We start from the raw sequence: 25,764 nt of genomic DNA, 5'->3' as shown, positions 1-25,764 counted from the left end.
CTGACCACACCAAAGTGCACGCTTGATCGAACAAGCGCGCTTGGTTATTGGTAAACAGGTTCAGGCCGTGCAAATACGTTAACGAGCGTTCTCCTGGATATTACGCTCGAGCGTAACGCTCAATCCTGACTTCAAATTGACTTGATAAACGTAGCCCTGGCGTAGCCCCAGATGAACTCTGGCCTCTTGCTTGCCAAGCAGCGAAAGACCATCGGGTTCCGGAAACCAATGAACCGGTTCATCCCCGAGCCAGTGGCCCAGGCAATCGGTTTGCCCACCCACGGTCTGGTCCGCCTTGAGTTCGATGACACAGATATTGGACGGTTTGTCCTGCATCGCCTGGGTTTGTGCGTTGTCCTGGGGACCTGCCAAAACGGCCCGCCATTGACCGGCCAACTGCGAGGGTTCTGCTAATAACAGGCTGCGCGCCATGGCGACTTCTCCAGAAAACAGCATCAACGTAGCGAGTAACCAGACGGTTGCCGGAAAACTGCGGGGCATGATCTTTACTCGCTGAAAAAGGGTTGGAATACGTCTGTGGCGAGGGAGCTTGCTCCCGCTGGGCTGCGAAGCAGTCCCCTTGTCGATGGGAACAACCCCCTCACCTCAGTGAGTCATACGGACATCAAGCCACGATGTCCGAAACCGCTGCCTGGCCGACGGTACTGACCAGGAAATCGGCCACGCCATGCCCGGAGAAGTCCACCGACAGCAGGCTGTTACCACCGGATGTCGACAGCACCGCATCGCCCGCCGCACCGGTGAACGCATTCACGAAGTGCAGGCCCGCGCCCTTGGTGATACCGGTCAGGTCGATCTTGTCCAGGCCGCTGACGAAATCGAGGATCTGGTCCGTGGCGCCCGGCCGCGAGTCGGAGCTTGCGGCGAACACAAACGTGTCGGCACCCGAACCGCCCGACAATTTGTCCGCGCCACCGCCGCCCCAGAGGATGTCATTACCGGCGCCGCCCTTGAGCTCGTTGGCTACTTCGTTGCCGATCAGCAAGTCGCTGCCCGACCCGCCGATGGCATTTTCGATGGTAGCCCCCTGGGCAATGGACACGTTGCCCACCATGCCGCCAACGTCTGAGAACGAGGCGTCATTGAGGTTTATCTTCTGGTTCTGGGTGAAACCGGAGAAGTCCAGGGTATCGCGACCGCCCGCGTCCCATACCGAGAACACCACCTTGTCCGACGAGGAAGAGGCACCTAGGAAGTCGCGGCCGGCGTTGGAATTGAAGCCGTAGGTGGTGTCACCGGTACGGGTGCTCATGTTGGCACCGTAGAGCTTCTGGATCGCCGCGATGTCATCCATCAACGGGCCCGAGGAATAGGCTTCCACCCCGCCCTTGCTGAAGTTCTGGTTGGTGTTGCTTTCACTCCAGTAGCTCATCACGCTGTAGCCACGGGTGTCCTGGCCGTACGTGGCGTCATCGTAGGTCGGGCTGCCTTCGCCGGCGTTGTAGTCGCCAGGGTGCGCCAGGCCCAGAGTGTGGCCGATTTCGTGGGTCAGGGTCTGCCGGCCATAATTGTTCAGGTCCGGGTTCTTGTTCTGGGTGTAGCTGCTGTTGATCAGGTACCAGGATGTCCCGTCATATCCGGCGCCGGTCCCCGGCAGGTAGGCGAATGCCGCCGCGCCATCCTGGCCGCCGCTGTAGTTGCCGAAGGTCATGTGCCCGTCGCCACCGCTGCTCTTCTCGGCAAAGGTGACATTGGCCACGTCCGCCCACGACTGCATGGCCAGCACTGCCTGCCCCTTCTGCTGGGCGTTGAACTGACTGAAACCGCTGATCCCGTGCTTGTTCATGGTGCTCGAGGACGCAGAGGTGAGGAAGGTATAGGTCAGCTCGATCTTGCCGCTGCCGTCCCTGTCCTGATAGGCCGCGCCGTCGCGCAGCAATTGAGTCGCCGCTTCGTCCACCGAATACGATGGTTTGCCATTGACGGTGAGATTGCCGCCACGGTCGTATTGATGGCTGAAACTGTTGATCTGGTTGAACGCATTACTCGGCGCGGCCAATGCTTGCGGTGCCCAGAGGAGTTGTTCGGCAGAATCAATAGTGCTGGTTTTGACTTTCGACATAAACACACTTCCTTGTTTGCAATGGAACAGTTTTTGTCAGATAGACAATCTCTGGCGAGATCGTCCTATCACTCGCCCAATTGAGGACGCAGGAAAACTGACACAATTCGAAATCAAACGTCTAGCAATTTTTTCGGCTCATATGAACAGCAACTCCGATGACACGCATAGCACTAGGCGCTCGCCCCGTTAATGCAGGCAGCACAGCGCCACAGACAAAAATTGTCGGACAAAATCCTATTTAAATATTAAATAGCGCCGTATGTCGACCCGGACACTTTCAGAAACTAAGTGCCAGTGAAGTGCTATTAATTAATATGAACTAGTGGCCTCTTCGCTCTCCGTTTTACGCGCGCAAACCTCCCGCAAACATCCTCGCAGCCAGCGATGCACCGGATCGGCATCCATTCTTGGATGCCAGAGCATGGCAATCGTGAATACCGGCACCGGGAACGGCAACGCAAAGCTGTGCAGCCCGGTGCGCAGGCGGGTGGTGTAACGTTCGGGCACACTGGCGATCAGGTCACTGGACCGCGCGAGCCCCAGCGCCGTGGAAAACCCCGGGACCGTGGTGATGATCTCTCGCGTCAGGTTCAAGGGCTCCAATGCCCGGTCGATGGGGCCGTGGTCGAGGTCGCGCAAGACCACTTCGATGTGCCCGCCCGCAGCATAAGCGGCGGCGCTCATCTCGGCCTGGCCCAGCGGATGCCCCAGGCGTACCACGCCGATGAAACGATCGACGAACAACGCCTGGGTGCGCAGCTCCGGCCGGGTGTCCTTGTCCACGACAGCGGTTTCCAAGTCCACGCTCCCATCGCGCAGTGCCGTATTGCTCTTGTCAGTCTTGTCCACGAAACGCATCCGGATACCCGGGGCCTGTTCACCGACGCGGGCAATCAGGTCGACCCCGAAGTTTTCCACGAACCCTTCGCGGGTGCGTAGCGTAAAGGTCCGGCTCAACCGCCGCAGGTCCGGGGCCTGGACCGGGCGTAGCACTGCCTGGGCGTCCTGCACCAGTTGACTGACCTGTTCGCGCAATTCAAGGGCGCGGGGAGTGGGAACCAGCCCTCGCCCGGCCCGAACCAACAGCGGATCACCGATGGTGTCGCGCAATCGTGCCAACGCCCGGCTCATCGCTGAAGGACTTAGCCGCAGCCGTTGAGCCGCCCGGGCGACGCTGCCTTCCGCCAACAGCACGTCAAGGGTGATCAACAGGTTGAGATCGGGAATCGACATACTCAGGCCTCAGGCTAATAGGTGGCGTCAGATGCAGCTATAAAGTGCAAATGCTGCGTCTTCCGCCATGTTAAGCCTGAGCGTACTGTTCTGACAGCCCAGTTTTTGCGAGCTGTAAAACGGAGAACAGAATGAAACCAGCCAATACGCAACCCTGCTCGCCGGAGATGACCGGCGCTTCCCAAACCTCGACACGCTGGGCGTTGACCAGTCTTGCCCTGGCAACCTTGCTGGCCTCGCTGGGCACCAGCGTCGCCACAGTTGGCCTGCCCGCCTTGGCCGAAGCGTTCGGCGCTTCCTTCCAGGCGGTCCAATGGGTGGTGCTGGCTTATCTGCTGGCGATCTCCACGCTGATTGTCAGCGTCGGGCGCCTGGGTGATCTGCTGGGACGTCGGCAACTACTGCTGGCCGGGATTCTGCTGTTCACCCTGGCGTCCGTCCTCTGCGGACTCGCCCCTTCCCTTGGGCTATTGATCGCAGGCCGGACGCTGCAAGGCCTCGGAGCCGCCGTCATGATGACCCTGACCCTGGCCCTGGTCGGTGAAACGGTTGGCAAGGACCGAACCGGTCGCGCCATGGGCTTGCTGGCCACGCTGTCAGCGGTGGGCACTGCCCTTGGGCCCTCGCTCGGCGGTACGCTGGTCAGCGTCTTTGGCTGGCAGGCCATCTTCCTTATCAATGTGCCTCTCGGGCTCCTGACGTGGCTGCTGGCCTGGCGCTCCTTGCCCACCCATCGCCCGCAGACGAATGCCGAACGAACGGGCTTCGATATCATCGGCACGGTGCTGCTGGCAATGGCACTGGGCGCTTATGCGCTGGCCATGACCTTGGGACGCGGTCATTTTGACGGGCTCAATATCGCCTTGCTGCTGGTGGCGATCCTAGGCGGTGGGCTGTTTGTCCTGACCCAGCGCCGGGTGAAGTCGCCGCTGATCCCTCTGGCATTGTTCCGCGACCGGCTGCTGGTTTCAGGCCTGGCAACAAGTGCATTGGTCGCGACAGTCATGATGGCGACGCTGCTGGTAGGGCCTTTCTACCTGTCCATCACCCTGGGACTGCCGACCGCACTGGTGGGGTTGGTGTTGGCCGTCGGCCCCTGCGTCGCTGCGTTGACCGGCGTGCCTGCCGGGCGCCTCACGGATCGATTCGGCGTGCGGCCCATGCGGCTTGTCGGGTTGGCGACCATGGGGCTGGGCTGCTTGATGTTGACGCTGGTGCCTCCCGCGTTGGGCATGAGCGGCTATGTCATGGCCATCGTGGTCACCACCTTGGGCTACGCCCTGTTCCAGCCTGCCAACAACACGGCAGTAATGACGGATATTCCTGCGCAAAAGCGCGGCGTCATTGCCGGGTTGCTCAACCTGTCGCGCAACCTGGGCTTCTTCACCGGCGCCTCGGTGCTCGGCGCGGTATTCGCCTCAGCGTTACCGACAAACGGCGTCTCCGCTGCCAGCCCTGAGGAGGTTGCAAACGGCCTGCATATTACCTTCGCCGCCGCTTTATCGATGGTGGTTCTGGCACTGCTCATCGCCCTGCAATACCGTGCGCCAGAGCCGCTGAGCGCCCCTCAACCTTCGCCGGACAAAGGGTGATGGCATTCTGGGCCCTGACCTTTAATTCATGATGCAGATCAAAAAAAGTGAACCAATCGCAAAACGGACTGAAAAAAGACACATGGATTTCATTATCAAGTGCTATTTTTAGCTCTCACTGGTAGGGCCATGATGGCTCTTCCTTCCTGACAAGAGCAAACGGAAGCGCTTGATGAAGAAGGTGGGCAACAGATGAATAAAGGATCGTTCAGCAAGGTTACGTTTCCCAACGCTTGCCAGCTGATGCGCTGGCATTTCCATCCCATGGGCTTCGAAGCCAGTATGGATGCACCGGGCAGCATGGTCGCTCGGCTGTTCGATCGCGCCAGCGGTGAAACCATGATCGCGATTGCAGGCATCCCCTGCGCGACCGTGATGAACGCTCCTGACGTGGAACGAATTATCGAAGCGGTGGAAGCCGAGCTGGAAGCCTTCGTACCACCGGTTGGTTTGAGGCGGTTCGCGTCCTGAGTAAAAAAGCCCACATTGGTGGGCTTTTTTGTGGGCGCTGTTTGGGGTATTTGGGTGGTCGTCGCGCCGCCATCGCGAGCAGGCTCGCTCCCACAGGAGTTTGGGTGAACACACTTGCTGAGCCACCCCGGGACCTTGTGGGAGCGAGCCTGCTCGCGATGGCGATCTTCCAGGCAACTACCAGTCCAGCGCCTTCAACTGCGAGCGCGGCGATGGTCAACGAAGAACGGTTTGCCCTTGTCGATACGGTCCGAAGCCCTGGGCGCGTTGGCGGCCTGGCTGTCCGGTTCATCGACGTACCAGTAGCAATGCCGTACCGCACGGGTGATGCCCACGTAGGCCAGGCGCAGGATCTCGTCCCTTTGCGCCGTATCGTACGGCTCGGCGTCACCGTCCTGACCCAGTCCGGCCATTCGATAGACCTGATTCTTGTAGGGTGAGCGGGTCAGGTGCTGGCAGTCGCCCAACAGGAACACAGCATCGGCCTGGAGCCCCTTGGCGCTGTGATAGGTCATCTGCCTCAGGCGCCTCGCCTCATAAGGCAAGCTAGAATCCACATTAACTGTCGGCTGAATATACTTTTCTATCAAGGACTTATCGCTACTTTTTCGATACAACATTAATATCGAGTCGCCCTTGCGATAGTGCTCATCCAGCCGCCGGGCCAAGCCTTCATCGTCCCGATCCAGCACATTGACCGGGCTCAACAATGTGGACTGGCCGCTGGCCTTGGCCTTTTTACCGGGGATGGCAGCCGCCGCGCGGACGATATGCTCCGCTGCGTCGATGATGTGCTGATGACTGCGATAGTTGTCAGTGAGCATTACCCGGGTATTGGCCGGCGACGGAAATTGCTGGGTGAACCCCATGAAATAGCTCGGTGAGCTGCCGCGCCAGCCATAGATCGACTGCCAATCGTCGCCGACACACAACAAGGAGGAATGCTGGGCGCCGCGCCCCACGTGCATCGCGGGGCCCCGGCGGCGCACTTCTCGAAGGCTTGCGCGAAGCCAGGAGACAATCTGCGGGGAAACGTCCTGGAACTCATCGATCATCAGGTGCGACATAGGCCTGAGAAGCGCATCGCCCAGCAACTTGAAGTTTTCCGGCGAGTGCTCGCTGAACAGCGCAAACATCCGGTTGTAGGTCATGACGGGAGGCGACTGGTCGAGCAGATGGTCCTCGAACGCCCGCCAATAGCGGCTCAGCGCCTCGAAAAAATACCGATCAGGGTCATCCTGGGCGAAACTCATCCGGCCTACGGCATCCGGGACATCCAGGCCCAGGTTCTCGATAAAACCGGCTGCCGCGACGAAACAATCCAGCAGCGGCGCCGACCCCAGCTCTCCCTTGACCTTGTAATCGAATCCCGGTCCGGCGCTGGCGTCTCCGGCCAGTGAGGCGAGCAAACGTTTCGATCCTTCGTAGCTTTCTATCCATATCAATGGTTTACGGCAGAAAGCTTGAAACAGAGTGCGCTTGACCGCCCATTCCGCGCGCAGACTCAGTCGTGCGCCTGGACGACTGAGCCGGGCATCCTCCCGCGAATCGAACCCCAGCATCACCCAAGCGTCCAGGGAGGGGATGTAGCCATGACAATGAAATTTCGAGCCATTGATCTCGAATGCCTGACGCTTGGGCTCGACGCCCTTGATGGGCCACGCACCGGCGCGAAACCACAGATCCTCGATGGCGTCGCACAGTTCTTCGTCGCGCTGGGCGGCCAGCTCGGTCACGGCTATGCGCTTTTGTACGTCAGGGTGATCGCGCTCCAGCTCCTTGAGCTGGAAAGCGTGCCGGGACAGCGGCTTGATCAGCTCGCGGAAACGCTCGTCGCGCTGATAAAGACGGTGATAACAGGCGTTGAGTTGCTGGCGTTGGGCGTCGTTGATGCGCAAGTCGAAGGGATTTCCGTCGGCATCGTCATCGCCGGCCCCCGTGCGATGGCTCAGGGTTTCGAAGGCCTGGAGGCGCTCGAATCCCGGCAAACTGCGCACCATGGGCAAGATGCGCGAATGGAAGGTCCGCACCAGGTCGCGAGCTTCCTTGGCGCTGACCGCTCGTCCCCACAGGGCAAAGACCTCGATCAACTTCTGGATGAAGTCCTTGCGTGACTCCCGGGTAAACGTCACCACGGTCATCGAGTCCAGCTCGAAGCCCAGGTATTGGGACAGCAGCACGATGCGCAGCACCAGGGTCGTGGACTTACCTGCGCCCGCTCCGGCAACCACCGAGGTAGACGGTGTATCGCTGAAAATCATCTTCCATTGCGCAGCACTGGGCTGTGCATGGGCCGGCAGCAAACGGGCAACATCCGCCTTTACGCGCTTCTTCAGCTCGGAGGTCAGGGGCAAGCGCCAATCGTCGAACAGCAAGTCATCGACCTTGGGAGCCGGATGTTCCGTATTGCGGTAATCGCGGATCAACAAGACCTGGCGTCCCTCTTCCAAGCCCTCGGCCTTCCCCTCTTTAAAGCCGTAATCGAACCCGGCGGTATGGCCGCTGCGGAATCCATCGGCCTGGCCATGCAACCAGGAAGCCCTGTGCTGAGCGCGCAGGCGTGTCAGGCCATGGCCGAAAAAACGGGCAGCCAGACGTTTGAGCAGCGGCATTTGCGCCAAGGGAAGCAGTTCGGGAGGCAGATCGGGAGAGTGTTGCGGCACGCTTTGGGACTCCGGTGTTCAGAACCATGCCCTATGGTGTCTGTATTTGCCGAGGAGTGCCACCCAAAAGCTTTTAAGTCATGGGGTTAGGCGATGAACTGAAAGTGGTGTCGCATCGACATGATTGTGGTCTGAACCACCACTATCGCGAGCAGGCTCGCTCCCACAGGTGTGTATTGTGGGAGCCGAGCTTGCTCGCGATGACGTCGGCACATCCAACATCGATGCAACCTGACCCACTGCTATCGCGAGCAAGCTCACTCCCACACACACACATCACTTGCCGCTGATAGCGCCATCCACCAGCGTCTGCGCCTCGCTCACCAACTTCTTGAGGTGCTCGTCGCCAATGAAGCTTTCAGCGTAGATCTTGTAGATGTCCTCGGTGCCGGATGGACGCGCCGCGAACCAGCCGTTTTCGGTCATCACCTTCAGGCCACCGATGGCCTGATCGTTCCCCGGTGCGTGGCTGAGAATGCTTTGGATCGCCTCGCCGGCCAACTGGGTAGACGCGACCTGATCCGGCGAGAGCTTGCTCAACAGGGCCTTCTGCTGGGGCGTAGCCTTGGCATCGACGCGTACCGAGAACGGCTCGCCCAGTTCGTCCGTCAGGGCACGGTAGGCCTGGCTTGGGTCGCGACCGGTGCGAGCGGTCATTTCAGCCGCCAGCAACGCCGGGATCAGGCCATCCTTGTCGGTACTCCATACTCCACCGTCCTTGCGCAGGAACGAAGCACCGGCGCTTTCCTCGCCGCCGAAGCCCAGAGAACCGTCGAACAGCCCATCGGCGAACCACTTGAAACCTACCGGTACTTCATAAAGACGACGTCCCAGGCGCTTGGCCACGCGGTCGATCAGCCCGCTGCTCACCACCGTCTTGCCGACGCCGGCATCGGCGCGCCATTGCGGACGGTTCTGGAACAGGTAATCGATGGAGACCGCCAGGTAGTTGTTCGGTGCCAGCAGACCGCCGGAGGGTGTCACGATGCCGTGGCGGTCGTGATCCGGGTCACAGGCGAAGGCCACGTCGAAACGCTCCTTCAGGCCGATCAGCCCCTGCATGGCATGGCTGGAAGAAGGATCCATGCGGATCTGCCCGTCCCAGTCGACCGTCATGAAGCGGAACGTCGAATCCACCTGGGTATTCACCACGTCCAGGTCGAGACGGTAATGTTCGGCAATGGCCGGCCAGTAGCGCACCCCTGCTCCACCCAGCGGGTCGACACCCAGACGCAACCCGGCGGCGCGGATGGCATCGAAATCGATGACATTGACCAGGTCCGCCACGTAGGTGTTGAGGTAGTCGTGACGGTGCGTGGTCTCGGCCTTCAGGGCCTGCTCGTAACTGATGCGCTTGACGCCGGCCAGCTGGTTGACCAGCAGTTCGTTGGCCTTGGCCTCGATCCACTTGGTGATATGGGTATCGGCCGGGCCACCGTTGGTGGGGTTGTACTTGTAGCCGCCACTCTGCGGCGGGTTATGGGACGGCGTGATGACAATACCGTCCGCCAGGCCCGTGGTGCGCCCCCGGTTGTAACAGATGATCGCGTGGGAAACCGCCGGCGTCGGGGTGTACTCATCGCCTTCGGCAATCATCACGGTCACGCCGTTGGCGGCCAGCACCTCCAGTGCACTGGCACCGGCAGGGGTAGACAGCGCATGGGTGTCGATGCCGACGAACAAGGGGCCATCGATGCCCTGGGCTTCACGGTACAGGCAGATGGCCTGACTGATAGCCAGCACGTGCCATTCGTTGAACCCCAGGTCGAAGGAACTGCCACGGTGACCCGAGGTGCCGAAAGCCACACGCTGGGTCGCGATCGAGGCATCGGGCCGGCCGGTGTAATAGGCCGTCACCAGTCGCGGGATATCGATCAACAACTCTGCCGGTGCCGGCTTGCCCGCAAATGGACTGACTGTCATGCAAAACCTCTGGGTGGAGTGGCTTGGGAAATGGGATGCAGTTTACTGACAGTTCGACCGTGGCGCGATGGGTTCGATCCCTTGCCCCTCTCACGATTGCTCAAGCCGCAACGCATCGGCCAACGCGCAGAGCGTCGTATCCAGGTCGATTGCACCACTCAAGGCATGCGTCAGGCGCAAATGCTGGGTATAGAGCCCCTGGATACTGAACAGTTCGCCAGGGGCGATAACGATGCGCTGGGCCAGCAAACGCTGGAAAACCTGCCGCAGGTCCACCCGGCGCGACGATCGAATCCAGATTGTCGCGCCGCCCTGGGCTTCAACCCACTGCAAACTGTCCCCTAGCCGCTCCCGCAGCAATTGCATCGTCGAGATCGCGCTTTCACGCAACAACCGCCGCAACACCAGCAGATGCTGGTCGATCCGACCGTTGCTGTACAAGCGGGCGATGGCCTTCTGCCGAATGGGCGACAGGCGAAACGCGCGCAGCAGGAAATGCCGCTGCAGTTGCAGGGTCAATTGACGCGACAGCACATAACCATACGGCGCCTCCGGGCCGATGGTTTTCTCGAAAGTGGAATAGACGATCAGCCGGTCAGGGTCGAGCAGGTCGCGAAAAGGCACGACCCCGGCTTCGAATATCAGGTCCGTGTAGCTGTCGTTCTCCAGCACCCAGGTACCGTGCTCCTCCAGCAAACCCGCCACAGCCCGGCGGTTGTCCTCAGGAACAGGCGTCCCTCTCGGCATGCTCAACACCGAAGACAGCACCACCAGGCGCACGGTTTCATTCTGCAGGAGTTGCTCCAGTTGCTCGAGACTGATGCCGCCGTCCGCCAACAACGGCAGCTCGATCACCTTGACGTCGGCCGCCTGCAGCAAGCGCAGGATCGTCCAGTCGCAGGGCGATTCGACCAGCACCGTGGCGCCCCTGAGCGCCAGCACGGCGATCAGGATCTCCAGCACGCCACGCAGATCGGCACCGATATACACATCATCGGCCTTCCAACAGCGCGCCGGCGAGGAGGTGTAACGGGCCGCCAAGGCAGCGCGCAGTTCCAGCTCGCCCCAGGGTTGCGAAGGCATCTGGGAGGCGCGCGGGTACTGGCGCAGCAGCTCGCGTTCGAGTAGCAACAGCGGGCTGTCCAGGGGTTGCATCGACGCCGGTTCGTCCGCGCTGAGCACCAGCATGCCCGGTCGCCGCGCATTGACATAGAGCGTCTCGAGCAGATCGTCACCGCCGCCCAGGGCGACCACACTGGGCACTGGCAGCGCGTAGTAGCCGGACTTGGCTATCGAGTAGACCCGCCCTTCCTTTTCCAATAGCGAATAGGCGTACTGGATAGTAGAGATCGACACGTTCAACCGGTCGGCCAGTTGCCGTAACGACGGCAATCGAACCCGGGCCTCGCTACCCAGCTCGCTGATCAGGGCCGTCAGGTAGCGATAGACCGCCTGGTAGGCAAAATCCGTTTCCCGCGAGCCCTTCATGGCTTCGGACCCATTGGAGGGGCCGCGACCGGCCGCGGCGGAACCCCAGCAGCGGTGGCCGGATACGAGGTGGGTGAAGCCGTCAAACCGCCCCCCTCAATATCTGCCCGAGCCTTCGCGCAGGCCATCGCTGTCCAACCCGGGCGCTTCGGTATCGGCGTTGTCGACAGCCTGTTGCGGGTCGGTTCCCAAGGTGTTTTCGTATTCCGGTAACGCTACGCTCGCCCCATAGAGCCTGCCGAGCATGTCGATCGACAGGCCGCTGACATCCACCATCCATTGCGCCACCTGATCGGCGACTGTCGCGCCCTGCATGGCCTTGTGCAGGTCCGGCATCGCCACCAGCATGCCGGGGTGACAACAACGCAGGAAATGCTCCAGCCCCGCGCCCCTCTCGACAAAGGGGGCGAACAGCATGCACACCAATTGCGCCTCGTTGAGTCCCAGGGTCGTTTGCGCTTCGGCGGCGGCCTGGGCTCGGCGCTCCGCAATGGCCGAAGGCGGGCCGAACAGCTCCCGGGCCTGTTCGCAGACGTGTTCCGGCAGTTGCTTGCGATGCATGATCATGATTGCCCGCTGCACATAGTCACCGTAGCCCGCTTCGTAACTGCGTCCCTGCAGGCAAGCCGCCTGCAGGCCATGCAAATGGGCCGACAGCAACGGACTGAGGTATTCGTTTTCCGGTGCCGAAGCGATGAGGTCGTCGGTCCGTACCCTCAGGAACTCACTGAACAGCAGCCAGTTCATTTCTTCGCAGCGATCGACGATCAGGTCATCGATGCCGATGTGCCCTACCCGCCGGCATGCTTCGAAATGGCCCTCGGGTTTCCACGTGCCGAAGCGGTGCGGCCCATAGAAATGCCGATAGAGATCGTCGCCCAGGGTATCGAGCTGCGTAAAGAGGTTGTCGAAGGTGGTGGTCGTTTCGATACCCAAGCCGATCTTGCGGGTCGCACGTCGCAGGCCCGCCATGAACTGTCTCTGCTGGCGCGGCGTATCGCTGCTGACCAGGGAGTCCACCCCCGACTCCCAGCGAGCCATGTGACGGTAGAACTCCGCCATGGCCAGGTAGCCGTCATCACCAATCTCCAAAGGGCTGTCGACCGAGCGAAGGTGACCCAGGACCAACATGTCCATGCGGTTGGACTCGTGTCCGGCCACCGACAATGGTTGCCTGTGGTTGAACGGCACCACTTCGCGGTTATCCGCCATCAGCAGCTCTACCCGGGGATCGTCATAGACGAACAGCGCGCTATAGCAACGATGGATGTTTTCCAGGGTCGCCTGGGTGGTCTCGCTCAGCCGTGGCGTGGCGACCCGCAGGTCGAAGGTCACGGGATTCCTGCCGGCGATGCTCAGTTGCGCGGCCCGCAGGGCCGTCAGCACGTAAAAGCTGTCCCGGCTCCCGTTCAGGACCGTCAGTACACGGTAATCACCGATCCGCTCAATGCCACCAGCGGCGACGATCAGACGCTGGATCAAAAGCTGCAACGCCGTACGCTCCGCACGGGAATAAAAACCCAACAGCCGCTGCAGTATCTGTTGATACACGTGAATCATTGCCTGCTCATGAATTGCGCTCATAACCATTTACCTGGAAGTTCAAATATCAGTGCCGCACCCACCCACGTGATCGCGCGACGTGTTCGGATGAAAGACTTATTTCACTACTGCGAAGAGTATTAGCAATACGCTCGAGCTTTGCTCGTCGTAATTATTTGATACATACATAGGAGATCGGCCGCCGACTTTTTCGATCAAGCCTGAAAGCCGCGAAATCACTGGGCCTTGTGAATCCTACGATGCGTCCTAGGAGAATTCCGACAGCGTCCCACAGACAATGAGCACGAGAAATAACGAACTTGCCGAACTTTAATTGGCCGCTTACCTCGCACTGTTTTTCCGATAATCGATAAAAGGCCCTGCCTCCATTAACGTCCGAAGCTTCTTGAACAGACAATGGAGGATCAAGCCTTTCCGGAAACATGTATTGAGCCATGACTTCTTCCTTGAGCTGAAAACCAGCATTCAATTATCAGGACTTCAATAATGATTAGAAGATACAGATTGAGGGCAAAAACCAGTTCAGTTGCCCGCCAGGTAAACGGGCTCGTTGTGGACGGACAGCCGGACACCCACGCATTGTCGTTGGGAGGGGCTGAAGCAGGAAGGAAGAAAGGCGGCCCGATCGGGCCAGAGGCAGCGCAAGAGCCAGGGACAATGACTCTTGCGCGAGACGGGAATCAGGCGGGATCGACAACCTGAAGGGCAACGCGCTCACGGCAAGGACATTCGTCCATGTAACGATGAGCCTCGACAAACTCGGCGAACGGAAAGACCCGGGTCTTGAGTGGCAACAGGACGCGGTCGGCAGTCAATTGATTGATATCGCGCAGTGCCCGCTGCACCGCCGCCTGGTCCTGGATGATGCCCAGTTCCGGCTTGCCGGTGAAATTGCCGATACAATGCACGAAGAACTGAATGTTCTTCTGGAACGCCGCGCAGGCCGGGAACGGTGTCTGGTTTCCTCCTTGCAGGCCATACAACACCAGGCTGCCTCGTGGGGCCAGGACATCGCCGAGCAGCGACATCTGCGGCCCGCCCAGGCCGTCGAACACCACGTCGACGCCACGATTGTCGGTGAGCTTGTTGATCTGCATCAGCAAGTCCTGCTCTTCCGTGACGATGACTTTCTCGGCCCCCAGGGACAACAGGTACTCGCGCTCGTCAGCGGTCTTGGTGGCCGCGATCACCCGTACACCCAGCGCCTTGCCGAGCTGTACGAAGGAAGGGCCCGCGCAGTGGCTGGCATCGGTGACCAGGGCGAACTGCCCGGGTTTGACCCGCGCCAGGTCGACGTAGGCAAAATAGGCGACCAACAGCGGCGTGTAGTGCACCGCGGCTTCGATCGGGCTCAAGACATCCGGGTATCGGGTCAGCGCGGTGCGCGGCAGCACGATGATCTCACCGTACACCGGATAATCGTTCGCACTTTGCGCGGGGAAGCTGGCGACCTTGTCGCCCACGGCCAGATCGTCGACACCGTCCCCGACCGCCGTTACCACGCCGGCCATTTCATGACCCAGGCCGGAAGGCAGGCGAGCCTGGGACGGCGCCAGGTTCTGGCGCCACAGGGTGTCATGCCAACTGATGCCGATCGCTTCGACACGGACCTGCACTTCTCCTGGCGCAGGAAGAGCCGCCGGCTGCTCTTCGCATTTGAGCACCTCGGCACCACCAAACTTGTGAAAACGGATCGTGCGGGACATCGCAAACCTCGTCAAAGTAACCTCTAATGCCATGAACTCTATCCGGGCTTTGTACCCAAGACCATCAGTGGCTATTAATAGTCGACATGCCTGTCATTGATTCCGCAGCAAGAAAATCAATCAGCCCCCTAGGGCAAATCCTACAAAAATTCATTTAGCCAGTGCAGAGTACCAGTCTTTCCCCGTAAGATTCATGCCGGTCATTGTTCGCATATGACCGCTCACGTCAAGCTCGCCGAATCTGCCAGGACCCCAGATGAATCGCAATGACCTGCGTCGTGTCGACCTGAACCTGTTGATCGTATTCGAAACACTGATGCATGAACGCAGCGTGACCCGCGCCGCCGAGAAACTGTTCCTCGGCCAGCCGGCCATCAGCGCCGCGCTGTCGCGCCTGCGTAGCCTGTTCGATGACCCGTTGTTCGTGCGCACCGGGCGCAGCATGGAACCCTCGGCCCGGGCGGTGGAAATCTTCGCCCTGCTCTCCCCGGCCCTGGATTCGATTTCCACGGCGGTCAGCCGCGCGGCGGAATTCGACCCGGCCACCAGCACCTCGGTGTTTCGCATCGGCCTGTCGGACGACGCCGAATTCGCCTTGCTGCCGATGCTGCTCAAGCGCCTGCGTGCCGAAGCCCCTGGCATCGTGCTGGTGGTGCGTCGCGTCAACTACATCCTGATGCCGAGCCTGCTGGCGTCCGGCGAAATATCCATCGGCGTCAGCTACACCGACGACCTGCCGGCCAACGCCAAGCGCAAGGTCCTGCGCCGCAGCTCGCCCAAGGTGTTGCGGGCCGACACAGCGCCGGGGCAACTGACCCTGGACGAATTCTGCGCACGTCCTCACGCCCTGGTGTCCTTCGCCGGTGATCTGAGCGGGTTCATCGATGAAGAGCTGGAAAAACTCGGTCGCAAGCGCCATGTGGTACTGGCTGTGCCGCAATTCAATGGGCTGAGCACCTTGCTGGCAGGCACGGACATCGTCGCCACCGTCCCCGACTACACCGCTGACGCGCTGACCGCCGCCGGCGGCGTGCGCGCCGAAGACCCACCGATCCCGGTGCGCAGCTTTGAACTGCACATGGCTTGGCGTGGGTCCCAGGACAATGACCCGGGGGAGCGCTGGCTGCGGTCGCGGATTCAGATGTTCTTTGGCGACCCTGAGAGTCTATAGAAGCCATCTGGCGGGCTGTTTATCTGATCATTTCTGCCTTTTCATAGACCATGGAGATCCATCCACCTCCAGTGGATTGCTACATTGGGGGCATATCTGAGGGCATGCTTTGGATGGTTTGAAAAGGATGCCCCCAATCTAATTTCTAGCAGCCCAAATCTCGAAAAATCACACGCTGATGACGGGATTGGCAGGGGCAAACTCGGCGTAGGACTACAGGAAGTTGGCGATGGAAAACATCCCATTGAGCGCGATCCAGTCCCATGAGATGAGAATCAAATAAGCCAGAAAATTCAGCTAAAGAACCCAATGACGAATAGCTTATGAACACTTAAGCTGCGAGCTATTACAAGCAGCTCGAGGGTCGACTGATGTCATTTGATTTCCACCACCTTCTACTCGTTTTTACCGCCTACATTGTTGGAGCGGCAAGCCCGGGGCCCAGCAATATGCGGATCATGGGCGTTGCCATGCACCAAGGCAGAAAACCTGCGCTGATGCTTGCAGCCGGAGTGATCAGTGGTTCTTTTTTCTGGGGATCGATGGCCGCCACAAGCGTCTCGGCCATTCTGCTTCAGTTCGCAGAGGCACTCTTCGTGTTCAAGATCGTCGGCGGAGCATACTTGCTGTTCCTAGCCCTGAAAGCGGGACGTTCTGCCCTGACACCTGACGAGAAAATCGAGAAAGCGCTGGGCGCAGCACCGCCTATCTCGGGTTTTGGCCTCTACCGGCGGGGCTTGCTTATGCACCTGACCAACCCAAAGGCTTTACTGGGCTGGATCGCCACGATGACGCTGGGTCTGGGACCACAAGCGACACCTGAAACAGTTATGATCATCCTGGCTGGCTGTGCGGTGTTGAGCATTTCTATTTTCTGCGGTTATGCGATCGTGTTCTCCACGGCACCGATGATTCGGGGTTATCGCAGGGCGCGCCGATGGATTGAAGGCACCCTTGCGTTGGTCTTTGGGGCAGCAGGTTTTAAGCTGCTGTTCTCGCGCGCGTGATTCAATGCCTGCTCTTGTAGGAATGGCCTAAGTTCGAAAGCCATCCACCAGCTGCTTGAGTCGTGTGGCTTGTCGTTCAAGATCGTCACAAGCAAGCAGTGTGGCCTGCAGGTTTTCCACCCCTTCCTGGTTGAGGGTTTTGATCTCGGTGATGTCGATGTTCAGTGAATCGATGACTGAAGTTTGCTGTTCAGTTGCTGTCGCCACCGACTGGTTGATTCCGTCAATCTCGCCGATGCGCTGACTGACGCTGCCCAGCCGCTCACCGGCCTGGTTGGCGATAATCACGCCGTCCTTACTGTAGCGCTCGCTTTCGTTCATGGTGAGTACCGCCTCACGTGCGCCCATCTGAAGCTCTGCAATCATTGTATGGATCTCTTGGGCTGACGTCTGCGTGCGGTAAGCCAGGCTGCGAACTTCGTCAGCTACAACAGCAAACCCACGCCCGGCTTCACCCGCCCGTGCGGCCTCGATCGCGGCATTGAGTGCCAGCAGGTTGGTCTGTTCGGAAATGCCCTTGATGACTTCAAGAATTCGACCGATATTTTCGGTCTTACCATTCAGCGCCTCTATGTTGCTGCATGACGTGCGGATTTTCCCAGAGAGCGCGCCCATGGCATTTATCGTTTGGGTCACCACCTCGCGGCCATCTTCAGCCTGGCACCGGGCATCCGACGCCTGAAGGGAAGCGTCACCCGCGTTACGTGCGATTTCCTGGGCCGCCGCGCCGAGTTCGTTAATCGCGGCCGCAATACTGTTGGTGCGATTGGCCAGATCGTCCGAGTTTGACATTGACGCACTAGAGGTCTGCGTTACACGCCTGGCCACTTCATTGACATGCTCGGTAGCAGAAGACACTTCACGTATTGAGTGCTGAATACGTTCCACAAAAAGGTTGAAGTCTGCAGCCAGTTCTCCGAACTCATCTTTCGAATGCGCACTCAAGCGGCGGGTAAGGTCGCCCTCTCCCTGGGCGATATCCCGCATGGTTGTAGCTATCAATCTCAGGGGCCGCATCAGTACGCGAATAAGCAAGCCCAGCAAAAGCAGCGTGGTCGCCACGGCAATAACCATCGACAAAATGGCGGAAGTGCGAAAATCATCAAGTGCCGCATAAGCTTTGCTTTTGTCGATAGACAAACCGATATACCAGTTCACCGAAGGCAGTCCCTTGATCGGCGAGAACATCAAAATTTGAGGTTTTCCGTCCTGCTCCGTCTCGCCGATATGGGAGCTAAGTGATGGCGTGTTCAGGGGGTAAATATCGCTCAATTGCTTCATCACCCGTTCTTTTTCTGGATGAACCAACACCCTGCCATCTGCGTTGACCAAAAAGGCATAGCCAATTCCACCTAGGTCGAGCGAGCTGACAATGGTCGCCAACGTCTCCAGTGTAAGATCCCCGCCTACCACTCCAAGCGGCTTGCCGTCCTGACTGACCGGCGTTGCAATGGTCATCATCAGTTGCCCTGTCGTCACATCGAGGTAAGGCTCAGTCAGCGTTGTCCCTCCTGCAGCCATTGCGTCGGTATACCAAGGCCGCGTGCGAGGATCGTAATTAGCAGGTAGATCGTCCTTTGGCCGGATGACGAAACTACCGTTACGACTGCCTAGATAAGTGAAGGTAAACGTCGATAACAACGACCTCTGCTCCAGCAGCCGCGTGATGTTTTGCGACGCGGGATCATTGGCAACCGTCTGGGCAACATGATCTATTAGAAGTACCCGTCCAGAGAGCCAGGACTGAACGCTTGCAGCCGTGATCTTGCTCATTTCCTCTAGGTGGCTTTCAAGGTTCGAGCGAATGGTTTTGCGCTGAATCGAGTCGTTGTAAAGCGTAAAAAGCGAAAACGCTGCGACAACAACGAATGATGCCGCAAGCAATACCTTATGACTGAACTTCAGGTTCGCAATCATCATGGTTTATCTCTAGGCGTGAAGTGTTGTAATTGTTATTCGATACCAAGGTGCGTCGATAAAGGCTTGATGACGGCCAGCTGTGGATAGGCCACCAGTTTCTCGAGGTGCAGTTCAGTGCTCTCCAGCCATGATTCAGTGACTGATCGGAAATGCTCCATATCCCGGCAGCGTATTCGGAGGCAGTAATCAAGCGCACCACTCACCAGGTGACACTTAATGACTTGCGGGCAAGCACTGACAAGCGCCTCAAATACCTTTTGCGTGCTGCATCCCCTGCCCTCAGCCAGGGTCATTAGAACCACCAGTGATAAACAGGGTAATAGCTTGCGCTCGTCAATAAATGCCCCGTAACCGCGGATGACGCCCAGCCTCTCCAGCTTGCGAACGCGTTGCTGACAAGGGCTCTCGCTCAAGTGCACCAGTGAGGCGAGTTTTTTATAGGTGATGCGCCCATTGCGGCGCAGTACGTCGACGATGGCCGCGTCGATGCGTCCCAACCCCTCATGGGCCGCGTGGTTCTTTGTTCCGCTGGTCATAGCCAAGGCATTTCACTTAAGCCCGTTGGACAGAAACTGCTGCAGGCGCTCGCTTCTGGGGTTATCCAGAATTTCAGGTCCGCCCTGCTCTTCAACCAGTCCTTGATGAAGGAACAGCAGTTGGTTCGACACTTTGCGTGCAAACCCCATTTCATGGGTCACCATGATCATGGTGCGCCCCTCTTCAGCAAGCCCCTGGATGACTTTGAGCACCTCACCCACCACCTCAGGGTCAAGCGCCGAGGTGGGTTCGTCGAACAGCATGACTTCGGGCTCCATGGCGAGGGCGCGGGCGATCGCTACCCGCTGCTGTTGACCACCGGAAAGAAACGCAGGGAACTGATCGGCAACACGGGCAGGCAAGCCGACTTTATCCAAGTACCGCCGCGCACGGTCTTCTGCGTCTTTTTTGCTGACGCCTAGCACCCGACGCGGGGCAATGGTGATGTTTTCCAACACGGTCATGTGTCCCCACAGGTTGAAATGCTGGAAGACCATGGCCAAGCGGGTACGGAGTCGTTGCAGCTCGCGGTCATCCGCCACACGTAATCCAGCATGATTTTTAACCATACAAATTGGTTTGCCATCCAAACTCATGGCACCGTCGTTGGGTGTTTCGAGAAAATTGATACAGCGCAGGAACGTACTCTTTCCCGAACCGCTCGCGCCGATAAGGCTTATGACATCGCCCGTTTTGGCCTGCAGGGAAACACCCTTGAGTACTTCATGGGTACCGTAACTCTTGTGTAGTCCGTCAACCGTCAATTTGTACATGTTCGCAATCATCCTCTAAGCGGGTTGGGAGCGGCCCTGTCAGATACAGGGCTCAGTGAGTCGGCCCTAAAAAGGCCAGCCAATGACGTTCGGCAATTCGGAACACTCCGACCAACGCAAAGGTGACCGTCAGGTAAATCAGTGCCGCAATCCCAAACGATTGAAAGGTTAAAAAGGTCGCTGAGTTCGCGTCACGGGCAACTTTGAGAATGTCCGGCACCGTGGCGGTGAATGCCACCGTGGTTGAGTGCAGCATCAAGATCACTTCGTTGCTGTAATACGGCAGCGAGCGACGCAAGGCTGACGGCATGATCACAAACGCATAGAGTTTCCATCCCGAGAGGCCATACGCTTTTGCCGCCTCGACTTCGCCATGAGCGATGTTGCGAATGGCCCCGGCAAATATCTCGGTGGTGTAAGCGCACGTGTTCAGAGCGAAGGCAAGAATGGTGCAGTTCATTGCATCGCGAAAGAATGCATCCAACACAGGCTGAGCGCGTATTGCGGCGAGGCTGTAGATTCCGGTGTAGCAGATCAGCAGTTGGATGTAGAGCGGTGTCCCCCTGAACAGGTAGGTATAAAACTGCACCGGCCAGCGCACGTAAAACCTGGGGGACACGCGTGCGATGGACAATGGAATAGATACGATAAAGCCGATGAAAAGCGATGCGCTGAGCAACCATAATGTCATGGCCAGACCAGTGATTTGCTGGCCATCGCTGTAGACGAATGACCTCCAGTACTCCTGCAGTAGTTCGATCATCGCACCGCCTCCCGTAAACCCGCGGCGTAGTGTTTTTCCAGACAGCGCAGGACGAAGTTGGAGATGCTGGTGATGATCAGGTAGGTCAGTGCAGCCAGTACTAGGAAAAAGAACAATTGATAGGTGCTTTTTCCTGCGTCCTGGGCAGCCTTTACCAAATCAGCCAGGCCGATGATCGACACCAATGCGGTGGCTTTAAGAATTACCATCCAGTTATTGCCCAGCCCCGGGAGGGCAAACCGCATCATTTGCGGGAATACCACAAAGCGAAAACGCTGGGCGCGACTTAACCCATAGGCAGTAGCGGCTTCGACCTGACCACGGGGTACGGCCAGCATGGCGCCGCGGAAAGTTTCGGTGAAATAGGCGCCGTAGATAAAACCAAGGGTGATGATTCCTGCGACGAAGGGATTGATTTCGATGTACTGCCAGCCCAATGCCACTGTGATGACCGTCAGCCAGGTTTGCAGACTGTAGAAAATCAACAGCATTAGCACCAGATCCGGCACCCCACGAATCAGTGTGGTGTAGAGCTGCGCGGGCATACGCAGCAGCTTGAGACTGGACAGTTTAGCGCTGGCGCCCATCAACCCGAGCAATACGCTAAGTAAAAGAGAGCACAGGGACAGCTTGACGGTCATCCAGGTGCCTTCGAGCAGCAGCGGGCCGAAGCCTTGCAAGCTGAATGCAGAGAGCCCCAATGCGCCTAATAATGTTTCAAACATGATCAACAACCTATAGCGAAAACGCCCATCCAGCGGACGAGCGCCGGGTGGTTATTTGCCGCTGTAAAGATTCAGATCGCCAAAATGCTGCTTCTGGATCGAATCATAGGTGCCATCGTCGTGAAGAGCCTGGATCGCTTTATCCAGCAAGGCCTTGAGCTCTGTATTGCCCTTGGCGATGCCGATGGCTGTTTTGGAGGGAAGATAAGGGCTCTCGACCGACGGGCTCATTTCGTAGTCAGCGCCGTGGGGGGAGTTGATAAAACCCAGTTGGGCTTGAAGCGCATCCTGAAGGGATGCATCCAGCCGACCCGCTACCAGGTCGTAATACACCTGATCCTGGTTCTGATAGGACTGGATTTTTACCCCGGCTTTGTCCAGCACGGCCTTGGCGTAAGCTTCCTGGATACTGCCTTGAAAATAGCCAACCGTTTTGCCTTTGAGTGATGCCACATCCGTGCTCAGGTCTGACCCCTTCTTGAACACATAGGACGTGAATCCAGAGAAAAGTTCGCTTGAAAAATCAATGGCTTTTTCACGAGTGGCCGTCACGGTCATGGATGACAGGATACCGTCGAACTTGCCGGCCCTGAGGCCTGGAATCAGGCCATCAAAATCGCTTTCCACCCAGATGCATTTGACTGAAAGCTTGGCGCAAATCGCGTTGCCCAAGTCAATATCAAATCCCTTGAGGCTGCCATCGGCGGCCTTGGACTCAAACGGCGCGTAATTGGCATCTACGCCGAAACGCAAGGTGGAGTATTCTTTGGCAGACACTGCACTTGTGCACAACGCCAAGCCCATTACTAAACATAGCTTCTTTAGCGAAATCATAATTACATCCCTAGATATTGTAGTTGGATTAAGGGCAGTAAACATCCGACAGCATTAACCATGACGCTCGTTATTATTTAGCGAGACCTGCATCTCGACTTGAACGTTACCTGAGTACGGCGACTTTACGAATATGGCAAATTGAACGTTATCACGAGCAAAATGCTCGCCTTTTCAAGCAGACACCAATTTCATCATTAACAATCCACTGACAATCAATACGGCGGCCACGATACGCAACAGCGTGGCGGGTTCACCCATGAAGAAAATACCCGCAGCAAAAGCCCCCACAGCGCCGATCCCCGTCCAGATGGTGTATGCCGTACCCAGCGGCAAGCTCTTCATCGAGAAGGATAAAAGCGCGAAACTAGCAACCACGGTGACAAATGTAATGACCGTGGGCACCAATCGCGTAAACCCTTCAGATTGTTTCATCGAAAAAGCCCACACAACTTCAAATATCCCCGCAACTATCAAACTCACCCAAGCCATGAGCAACTCCCAATCGTTAAAAAACACAAAGACTGTTTGCGCCAGGCGCAATCAACACGTCAACGTTATTAAAAAGCCCCCCGCGAGGACGGGGGTAAAGACGGGTTGACCAAACCCTGGTTACATAGCGCCCGTATTCAAATCACTTGAATGTTGCGTCCAGCGCGAACGCAACATCCTTGATCAAGTCTTCTGGGTCTTCCAGCCCTACAGAAAAACGCAAATGACCGTACTGGCGGAACTCTTCGGGGTACTTGTCAAATCCACCTCGACCCTCTGCACCTACGTGCACGATCAGTGATTCGTCATGCCCTAATGAAACGGCCGACGTGATGATGCGCAGGTTCGAGACAAAGCGATTCTGGGTATCAGGATCACCCTCTACGGCAAACGCCATCACTGCACCATAGCCCTTGCCCGCAAATTGCCGGCGCGCCAACTCATGCTGCGGGTGGGAGGGCAAACCGGGGTAGTAGACGTAGGCAATCCGATCATCGCTATCCAGAAACTGAGCCAACTTTTCGGCCGAGTTCAACAATTGCTTCAAGCGCAGAGGCAACGTGACCGAGCCGCGCATGATCATCCACGCGTTGAACGGCGAAATGGTCGCGCCGAGGTCAACCAAGGCATCATTCTTGATCTTGTTGATCAACTGGTTGGAGCCGATCACTACCCCGCCCATGGCATCACCATGGCCATTGATGTACTTGGTCAATGAGTGAATGACGAAGTCGACACCGTGTTGACTTGCACGAAAAAATGGAGGCGGCGTGAATGTGGCATCCACAGAGATCAGCGCGCCATGAGCATGTGCAATCTCAGCCAATGCCGCAATGTCTGCAACTTTCGTGGTGGGGTTGGCGATCGTTTCAGTGTGGATCAGCTTGGTATTGGGGCGAATGGCGTTACGTACCGATTCCAGGTCACCTACGTCTACGAAGGTTGCCTCAATGCCGTAACGTTCAGGCAGTAGTTCGGCGAAAAGCCGCCAGACTGCCTGGTAGGTGATGTCACTGACGATGACGTGATCACCACTTTTCAAGAATGAAAAAAATACCGAGTGCAAGGCAGCAACACCGGTCGCGAATACCACCGCATCTTCACAACCCTCAAGGGCTGCGAGTTTTTTCTCAAGGCAAACCTGGTTGTGGCCTTGATTGCGTGTGTACACCAGCCCGTCCGGGCTCGACCAGTCCATGGTCGCCGGATCTTCCGGCAAGAGATAGGAGTTTGCCATGACCAATGGTGTACGGACGGCGCCACTGGTGACATCCGCGACATTGCCGCCATGAACAGCAAGTGTCGCTGCAGATAATGTCGAAAGGTTGTGCTTATCGGGGCGCATGTCGTTTCCTCTTTATTGTTGTGTGTTTCATTCTTGAGTTGAGAGAGTTGCTTAGCTTCCACTCACACCGTTAATGCAAACGACCTTGGGTTGCGTCATGTCTTCGTAAGCGAAACGTACGCCCTCACGACCCATGCTCCCGTACTTGAAGCCGCCGAAAGGCATTGCATCAAAACGGTAGTCGGAAGAGTCGTTGATCATCACCCCGCCCGCCTCCAGTCGTTTAGCGGCGGTCATTGCAACCTTTAGATTGCTGGTGAAGATCCCAGCATGCAGGCTGTATTCAGGTTCGTTAGCCAGCGCCAATGCCTCATCCAGGGAGGCGACGCTCTGAAGGATGACTACCGGACTGAACACCTCTTCGCACCACAACTTGCATTGGCGGTCGACGCCTTCCAGCACGGTAGGTGAATAGAGCGAGCCGTTACATGTGTTGCCAAACAACAACGTGGCGCCTTTGGCAATGGCGTCATTGACCACTTCCTCGGTACGCTTGGCTGACGCCTCGGTAATCATCGGCCCTACATCCGTCTGCTCATCTGCAGGGTTACCGACGATCAACTTAGAGGTCTGTTCAATAAAGCGCGTTTTGAAGGCTTCATAGAGTGAGGCCTCGATGAGGATCCGTTGGGTACCGATGCAGTTTTGTCCGGCCGCCCAGAAAGCCCCCGACACGCATGAATCAACGGTTTCATCCAAATCACAATCAGCCATCACGATGACCGGCGCATTACCGCCAAGGTCCATCGCTAGCTTCTTGAGGCCAGCTATACGAGCGATCTGCTCACCCGTGACAAAGCCGCCGGTGAAAGACACCATGCGCACCGCACGGTGGGCCACAAGAGCCTTGCCCAGGGCGGCGCCGCCTGTTGCAACGGTGACAACAACCGGAGGCAGACCCGCGTCGATCAAGCACTCCACCAGCTTGATCGCTGATAGCGGTGTGAGCTCAGACGGCTTGAGAACAACTGCATTTCCTCCTGCAATGGCAGGCCCCAATTTATGCGCGACCAGGTTAAGCGGGTCGTTGTAAGGGGTGATGGCAACGATGACGCCCAACGGTTCACGGGTGAACCAGCCCTGACGGGATTCAGACCCGACATAGGCGTCAAAAGGAATGACTTCACCGGCATTGCGCTTGGCTTCTTCGGCAGACAACTTCAAGGTATTGACGCATCGCAACACCTCCTTTCGCGCCTGCTTCAGCGTTTTTCCTGACTCCGCGACGATCAGTTTGGCAAAGGAGTCCTTGTCACGCTCGACTGAGCTTGCGGCCTTTTCCAAGATACGCGCACGCTCATGGCGTGGCAGATCCTTGGCAATCAAGGCACCTAAAATGGCGGTGTCAACTATCGTGGTAGCGGATGATGCGGGTATGTCTGCCACTTCACCCACTTTGCTGCCGTCAAACGGGCTGAGCACCGTAATGGCCTTATAATCAGCAGCGAGCGAGAGACTCAAGCTATTCATGA

21 protein-coding genes and 1 pseudogene are annotated in these 25,764 nt (G+C 57.9%); 4 read left to right on the top strand and 18 right to left on the bottom strand.

Features of this window, described 5'->3' with window-relative positions; all coding sequences use genetic code 11:
• Nucleotides 1–78: 78 nt before the first annotated feature.
• The 3 genes from CGA22_RS18305 to CGA22_RS18295 form a co-directional block, all read right to left on the bottom strand.
• Nucleotides 79–501 carry an AprI/Inh family metalloprotease inhibitor gene (locus CGA22_RS18305; protein ID WP_041021289.1) on the bottom strand — a complete coding sequence of 141 codons (423 nt, stop codon included), beginning with the start codon at nucleotides 499–501 and terminating at the stop codon, nucleotides 79–81.
• Nucleotides 502–625: 124 nt separating this feature from the next.
• A complete protein-coding gene (locus CGA22_RS18300) occupies nucleotides 626–2,083 on the bottom strand; it encodes a serralysin family metalloprotease (RefSeq protein WP_041021182.1) in 1,458 nt (485 codons plus the stop codon).
• Between the two features lie 312 nt (nucleotides 2,084–2,395).
• Complete coding sequence (locus CGA22_RS18295; protein WP_041021181.1) at nucleotides 2,396–3,319, bottom strand: LysR family transcriptional regulator; 924 nt, start codon at nucleotides 3,317–3,319, stop codon at nucleotides 2,396–2,398.
• Between the two features lie 131 nt (nucleotides 3,320–3,450).
• Between CGA22_RS18295 and CGA22_RS18290 the strand changes: the two genes are divergently transcribed.
• Together CGA22_RS18290 and CGA22_RS18285 are read left to right on the top strand one after the other, a co-directional pair.
• Complete coding sequence (locus CGA22_RS18290) at nucleotides 3,451–4,911, top strand: MFS transporter (protein WP_041021180.1); 1,461 nt, start codon at nucleotides 3,451–3,453, stop codon at nucleotides 4,909–4,911.
• A gap of 192 nt (nucleotides 4,912–5,103) precedes the next feature.
• Nucleotides 5,104–5,382: a DUF1652 domain-containing protein gene (locus CGA22_RS18285; RefSeq protein WP_003201764.1), complete on the top strand. Its 279-nt coding sequence runs from the start codon at nucleotides 5,104–5,106 to the stop codon at nucleotides 5,380–5,382.
• A gap of 194 nt (nucleotides 5,383–5,576) precedes the next feature.
• Here CGA22_RS18285 and CGA22_RS18280 read toward each other — a convergent pair whose 3' ends face one another.
• From CGA22_RS18280 to CGA22_RS18260, 5 genes are all read right to left on the bottom strand, one after another.
• Nucleotides 5,577–8,045 (bottom strand): UvrD-helicase domain-containing protein, encoded by a 2,469-nt coding sequence (locus tag CGA22_RS18280; protein ID WP_041021179.1) that lies wholly within the window; start codon nucleotides 8,043–8,045, stop codon nucleotides 5,577–5,579.
• Nucleotides 8,046–8,321: 276 nt separating this feature from the next.
• Nucleotides 8,322–9,968: a phosphoglucomutase (alpha-D-glucose-1,6-bisphosphate-dependent) gene (pgm, locus tag CGA22_RS18275; protein ID WP_188258669.1), complete on the bottom strand. Its 1,647-nt coding sequence runs from the start codon at nucleotides 9,966–9,968 to the stop codon at nucleotides 8,322–8,324.
• A 90-nt stretch (nucleotides 9,969–10,058) separates the two neighbouring features.
• Nucleotides 10,059–11,456 carry a PLP-dependent aminotransferase family protein gene (locus CGA22_RS18270; protein ID WP_041021178.1) on the bottom strand — a complete coding sequence of 466 codons (1,398 nt, stop codon included), beginning with the start codon at nucleotides 11,454–11,456 and terminating at the stop codon, nucleotides 10,059–10,061.
• Nucleotides 11,457–11,552: 96 nt separating this feature from the next.
• Complete coding sequence (locus CGA22_RS18265) at nucleotides 11,553–13,040, bottom strand: hypothetical protein (protein ID WP_041021177.1); 1,488 nt, start codon at nucleotides 13,038–13,040, stop codon at nucleotides 11,553–11,555.
• A 659-nt stretch (nucleotides 13,041–13,699) separates the two neighbouring features.
• Entirely contained in the window at nucleotides 13,700–14,725 is a 1,026-nt protein-coding gene (locus CGA22_RS18260; RefSeq protein ID WP_041021176.1) for a zinc-dependent alcohol dehydrogenase family protein, read from the bottom strand.
• 256 nt (nucleotides 14,726–14,981) lie between these two features.
• Between CGA22_RS18260 and CGA22_RS18255 the strand changes: the two genes are divergently transcribed.
• Together CGA22_RS18255 and CGA22_RS18250 are read left to right on the top strand one after the other, a co-directional pair.
• Nucleotides 14,982–15,896: a LysR family transcriptional regulator gene (locus CGA22_RS18255; RefSeq protein ID WP_041021175.1), complete on the top strand. Its 915-nt coding sequence runs from the start codon at nucleotides 14,982–14,984 to the stop codon at nucleotides 15,894–15,896.
• A 371-nt stretch (nucleotides 15,897–16,267) separates the two neighbouring features.
• Nucleotides 16,268–16,903 (top strand): LysE family translocator, encoded by a 636-nt coding sequence (locus CGA22_RS18250; RefSeq protein WP_041021174.1) that lies wholly within the window; start codon nucleotides 16,268–16,270, stop codon nucleotides 16,901–16,903.
• Nucleotides 16,904–16,930: 27 nt separating this feature from the next.
• Here CGA22_RS18250 and CGA22_RS27550 read toward each other — a convergent pair whose 3' ends face one another.
• The 10 genes and pseudogenes from CGA22_RS27550 to CGA22_RS18205 form a co-directional block, all read right to left on the bottom strand.
• Nucleotides 16,931–17,695 carry a methyl-accepting chemotaxis protein gene (locus CGA22_RS27550; RefSeq protein WP_370444486.1) on the bottom strand — a complete coding sequence of 255 codons (765 nt, stop codon included), beginning with the start codon at nucleotides 17,693–17,695 and terminating at the stop codon, nucleotides 16,931–16,933.
• Nucleotides 17,696–17,788: 93 nt separating this feature from the next.
• Nucleotides 17,789–18,820 (bottom strand): annotated as a pseudogene (locus tag CGA22_RS27545) (cache domain-containing protein); the annotation flags it as partial.
• A 35-nt stretch (nucleotides 18,821–18,855) separates the two neighbouring features.
• Nucleotides 18,856–19,359 carry an Lrp/AsnC family transcriptional regulator gene (locus CGA22_RS18240; protein ID WP_052435088.1) on the bottom strand — a complete coding sequence of 168 codons (504 nt, stop codon included), beginning with the start codon at nucleotides 19,357–19,359 and terminating at the stop codon, nucleotides 18,856–18,858.
• Between the two features lie 12 nt (nucleotides 19,360–19,371).
• On the bottom strand, nucleotides 19,372–20,133 hold the full coding sequence (locus tag CGA22_RS18235; RefSeq protein ID WP_041021173.1) for an ABC transporter ATP-binding protein: 762 nt from the start codon (nucleotides 20,131–20,133) through the stop codon (nucleotides 19,372–19,374).
• Between the two features lie 52 nt (nucleotides 20,134–20,185).
• The gene (locus CGA22_RS18230; RefSeq protein ID WP_041021172.1) at nucleotides 20,186–20,896 is read right to left on the bottom strand and encodes an ABC transporter permease; all 711 of its coding nucleotides are present in this window, start codon (nucleotides 20,894–20,896) and stop codon (nucleotides 20,186–20,188) included.
• Complete coding sequence (locus CGA22_RS18225; protein ID WP_188258668.1) at nucleotides 20,893–21,621, bottom strand: ABC transporter permease; 729 nt, start codon at nucleotides 21,619–21,621, stop codon at nucleotides 20,893–20,895. The genes CGA22_RS18230 and CGA22_RS18225 overlap by 4 nt, the downstream gene beginning before the upstream one ends.
• A gap of 51 nt (nucleotides 21,622–21,672) precedes the next feature.
• Entirely contained in the window at nucleotides 21,673–22,455 is a 783-nt protein-coding gene (locus tag CGA22_RS18220; protein ID WP_041021440.1) for a transporter substrate-binding domain-containing protein, read from the bottom strand.
• Nucleotides 22,456–22,629: 174 nt separating this feature from the next.
• On the bottom strand, nucleotides 22,630–22,947 hold the full coding sequence (locus tag CGA22_RS18215; RefSeq protein ID WP_041021439.1) for a DMT family transporter: 318 nt from the start codon (nucleotides 22,945–22,947) through the stop codon (nucleotides 22,630–22,632).
• Nucleotides 22,948–23,089: 142 nt separating this feature from the next.
• Nucleotides 23,090–24,292 (bottom strand): trans-sulfuration enzyme family protein, encoded by a 1,203-nt coding sequence (locus CGA22_RS18210; RefSeq protein WP_041021438.1) that lies wholly within the window; start codon nucleotides 24,290–24,292, stop codon nucleotides 23,090–23,092.
• Between the two features lie 51 nt (nucleotides 24,293–24,343).
• Complete coding sequence (locus CGA22_RS18205) at nucleotides 24,344–25,762, bottom strand: aldehyde dehydrogenase family protein (RefSeq protein ID WP_188258667.1); 1,419 nt, start codon at nucleotides 25,760–25,762, stop codon at nucleotides 24,344–24,346.
• Between the last annotated feature and the right edge of the window lie 2 nt (nucleotides 25,763–25,764).

Source organism: Pseudomonas sp. PSB18 (assembly GCF_014596565.1).
GTDB lineage: Bacteria > Pseudomonadota > Gammaproteobacteria > Pseudomonadales > Pseudomonadaceae > Aquipseudomonas.
Note: the sequence above shows the minus strand (reverse complement) of the source record. Positions and strands in the feature narration are given on the sequence as shown.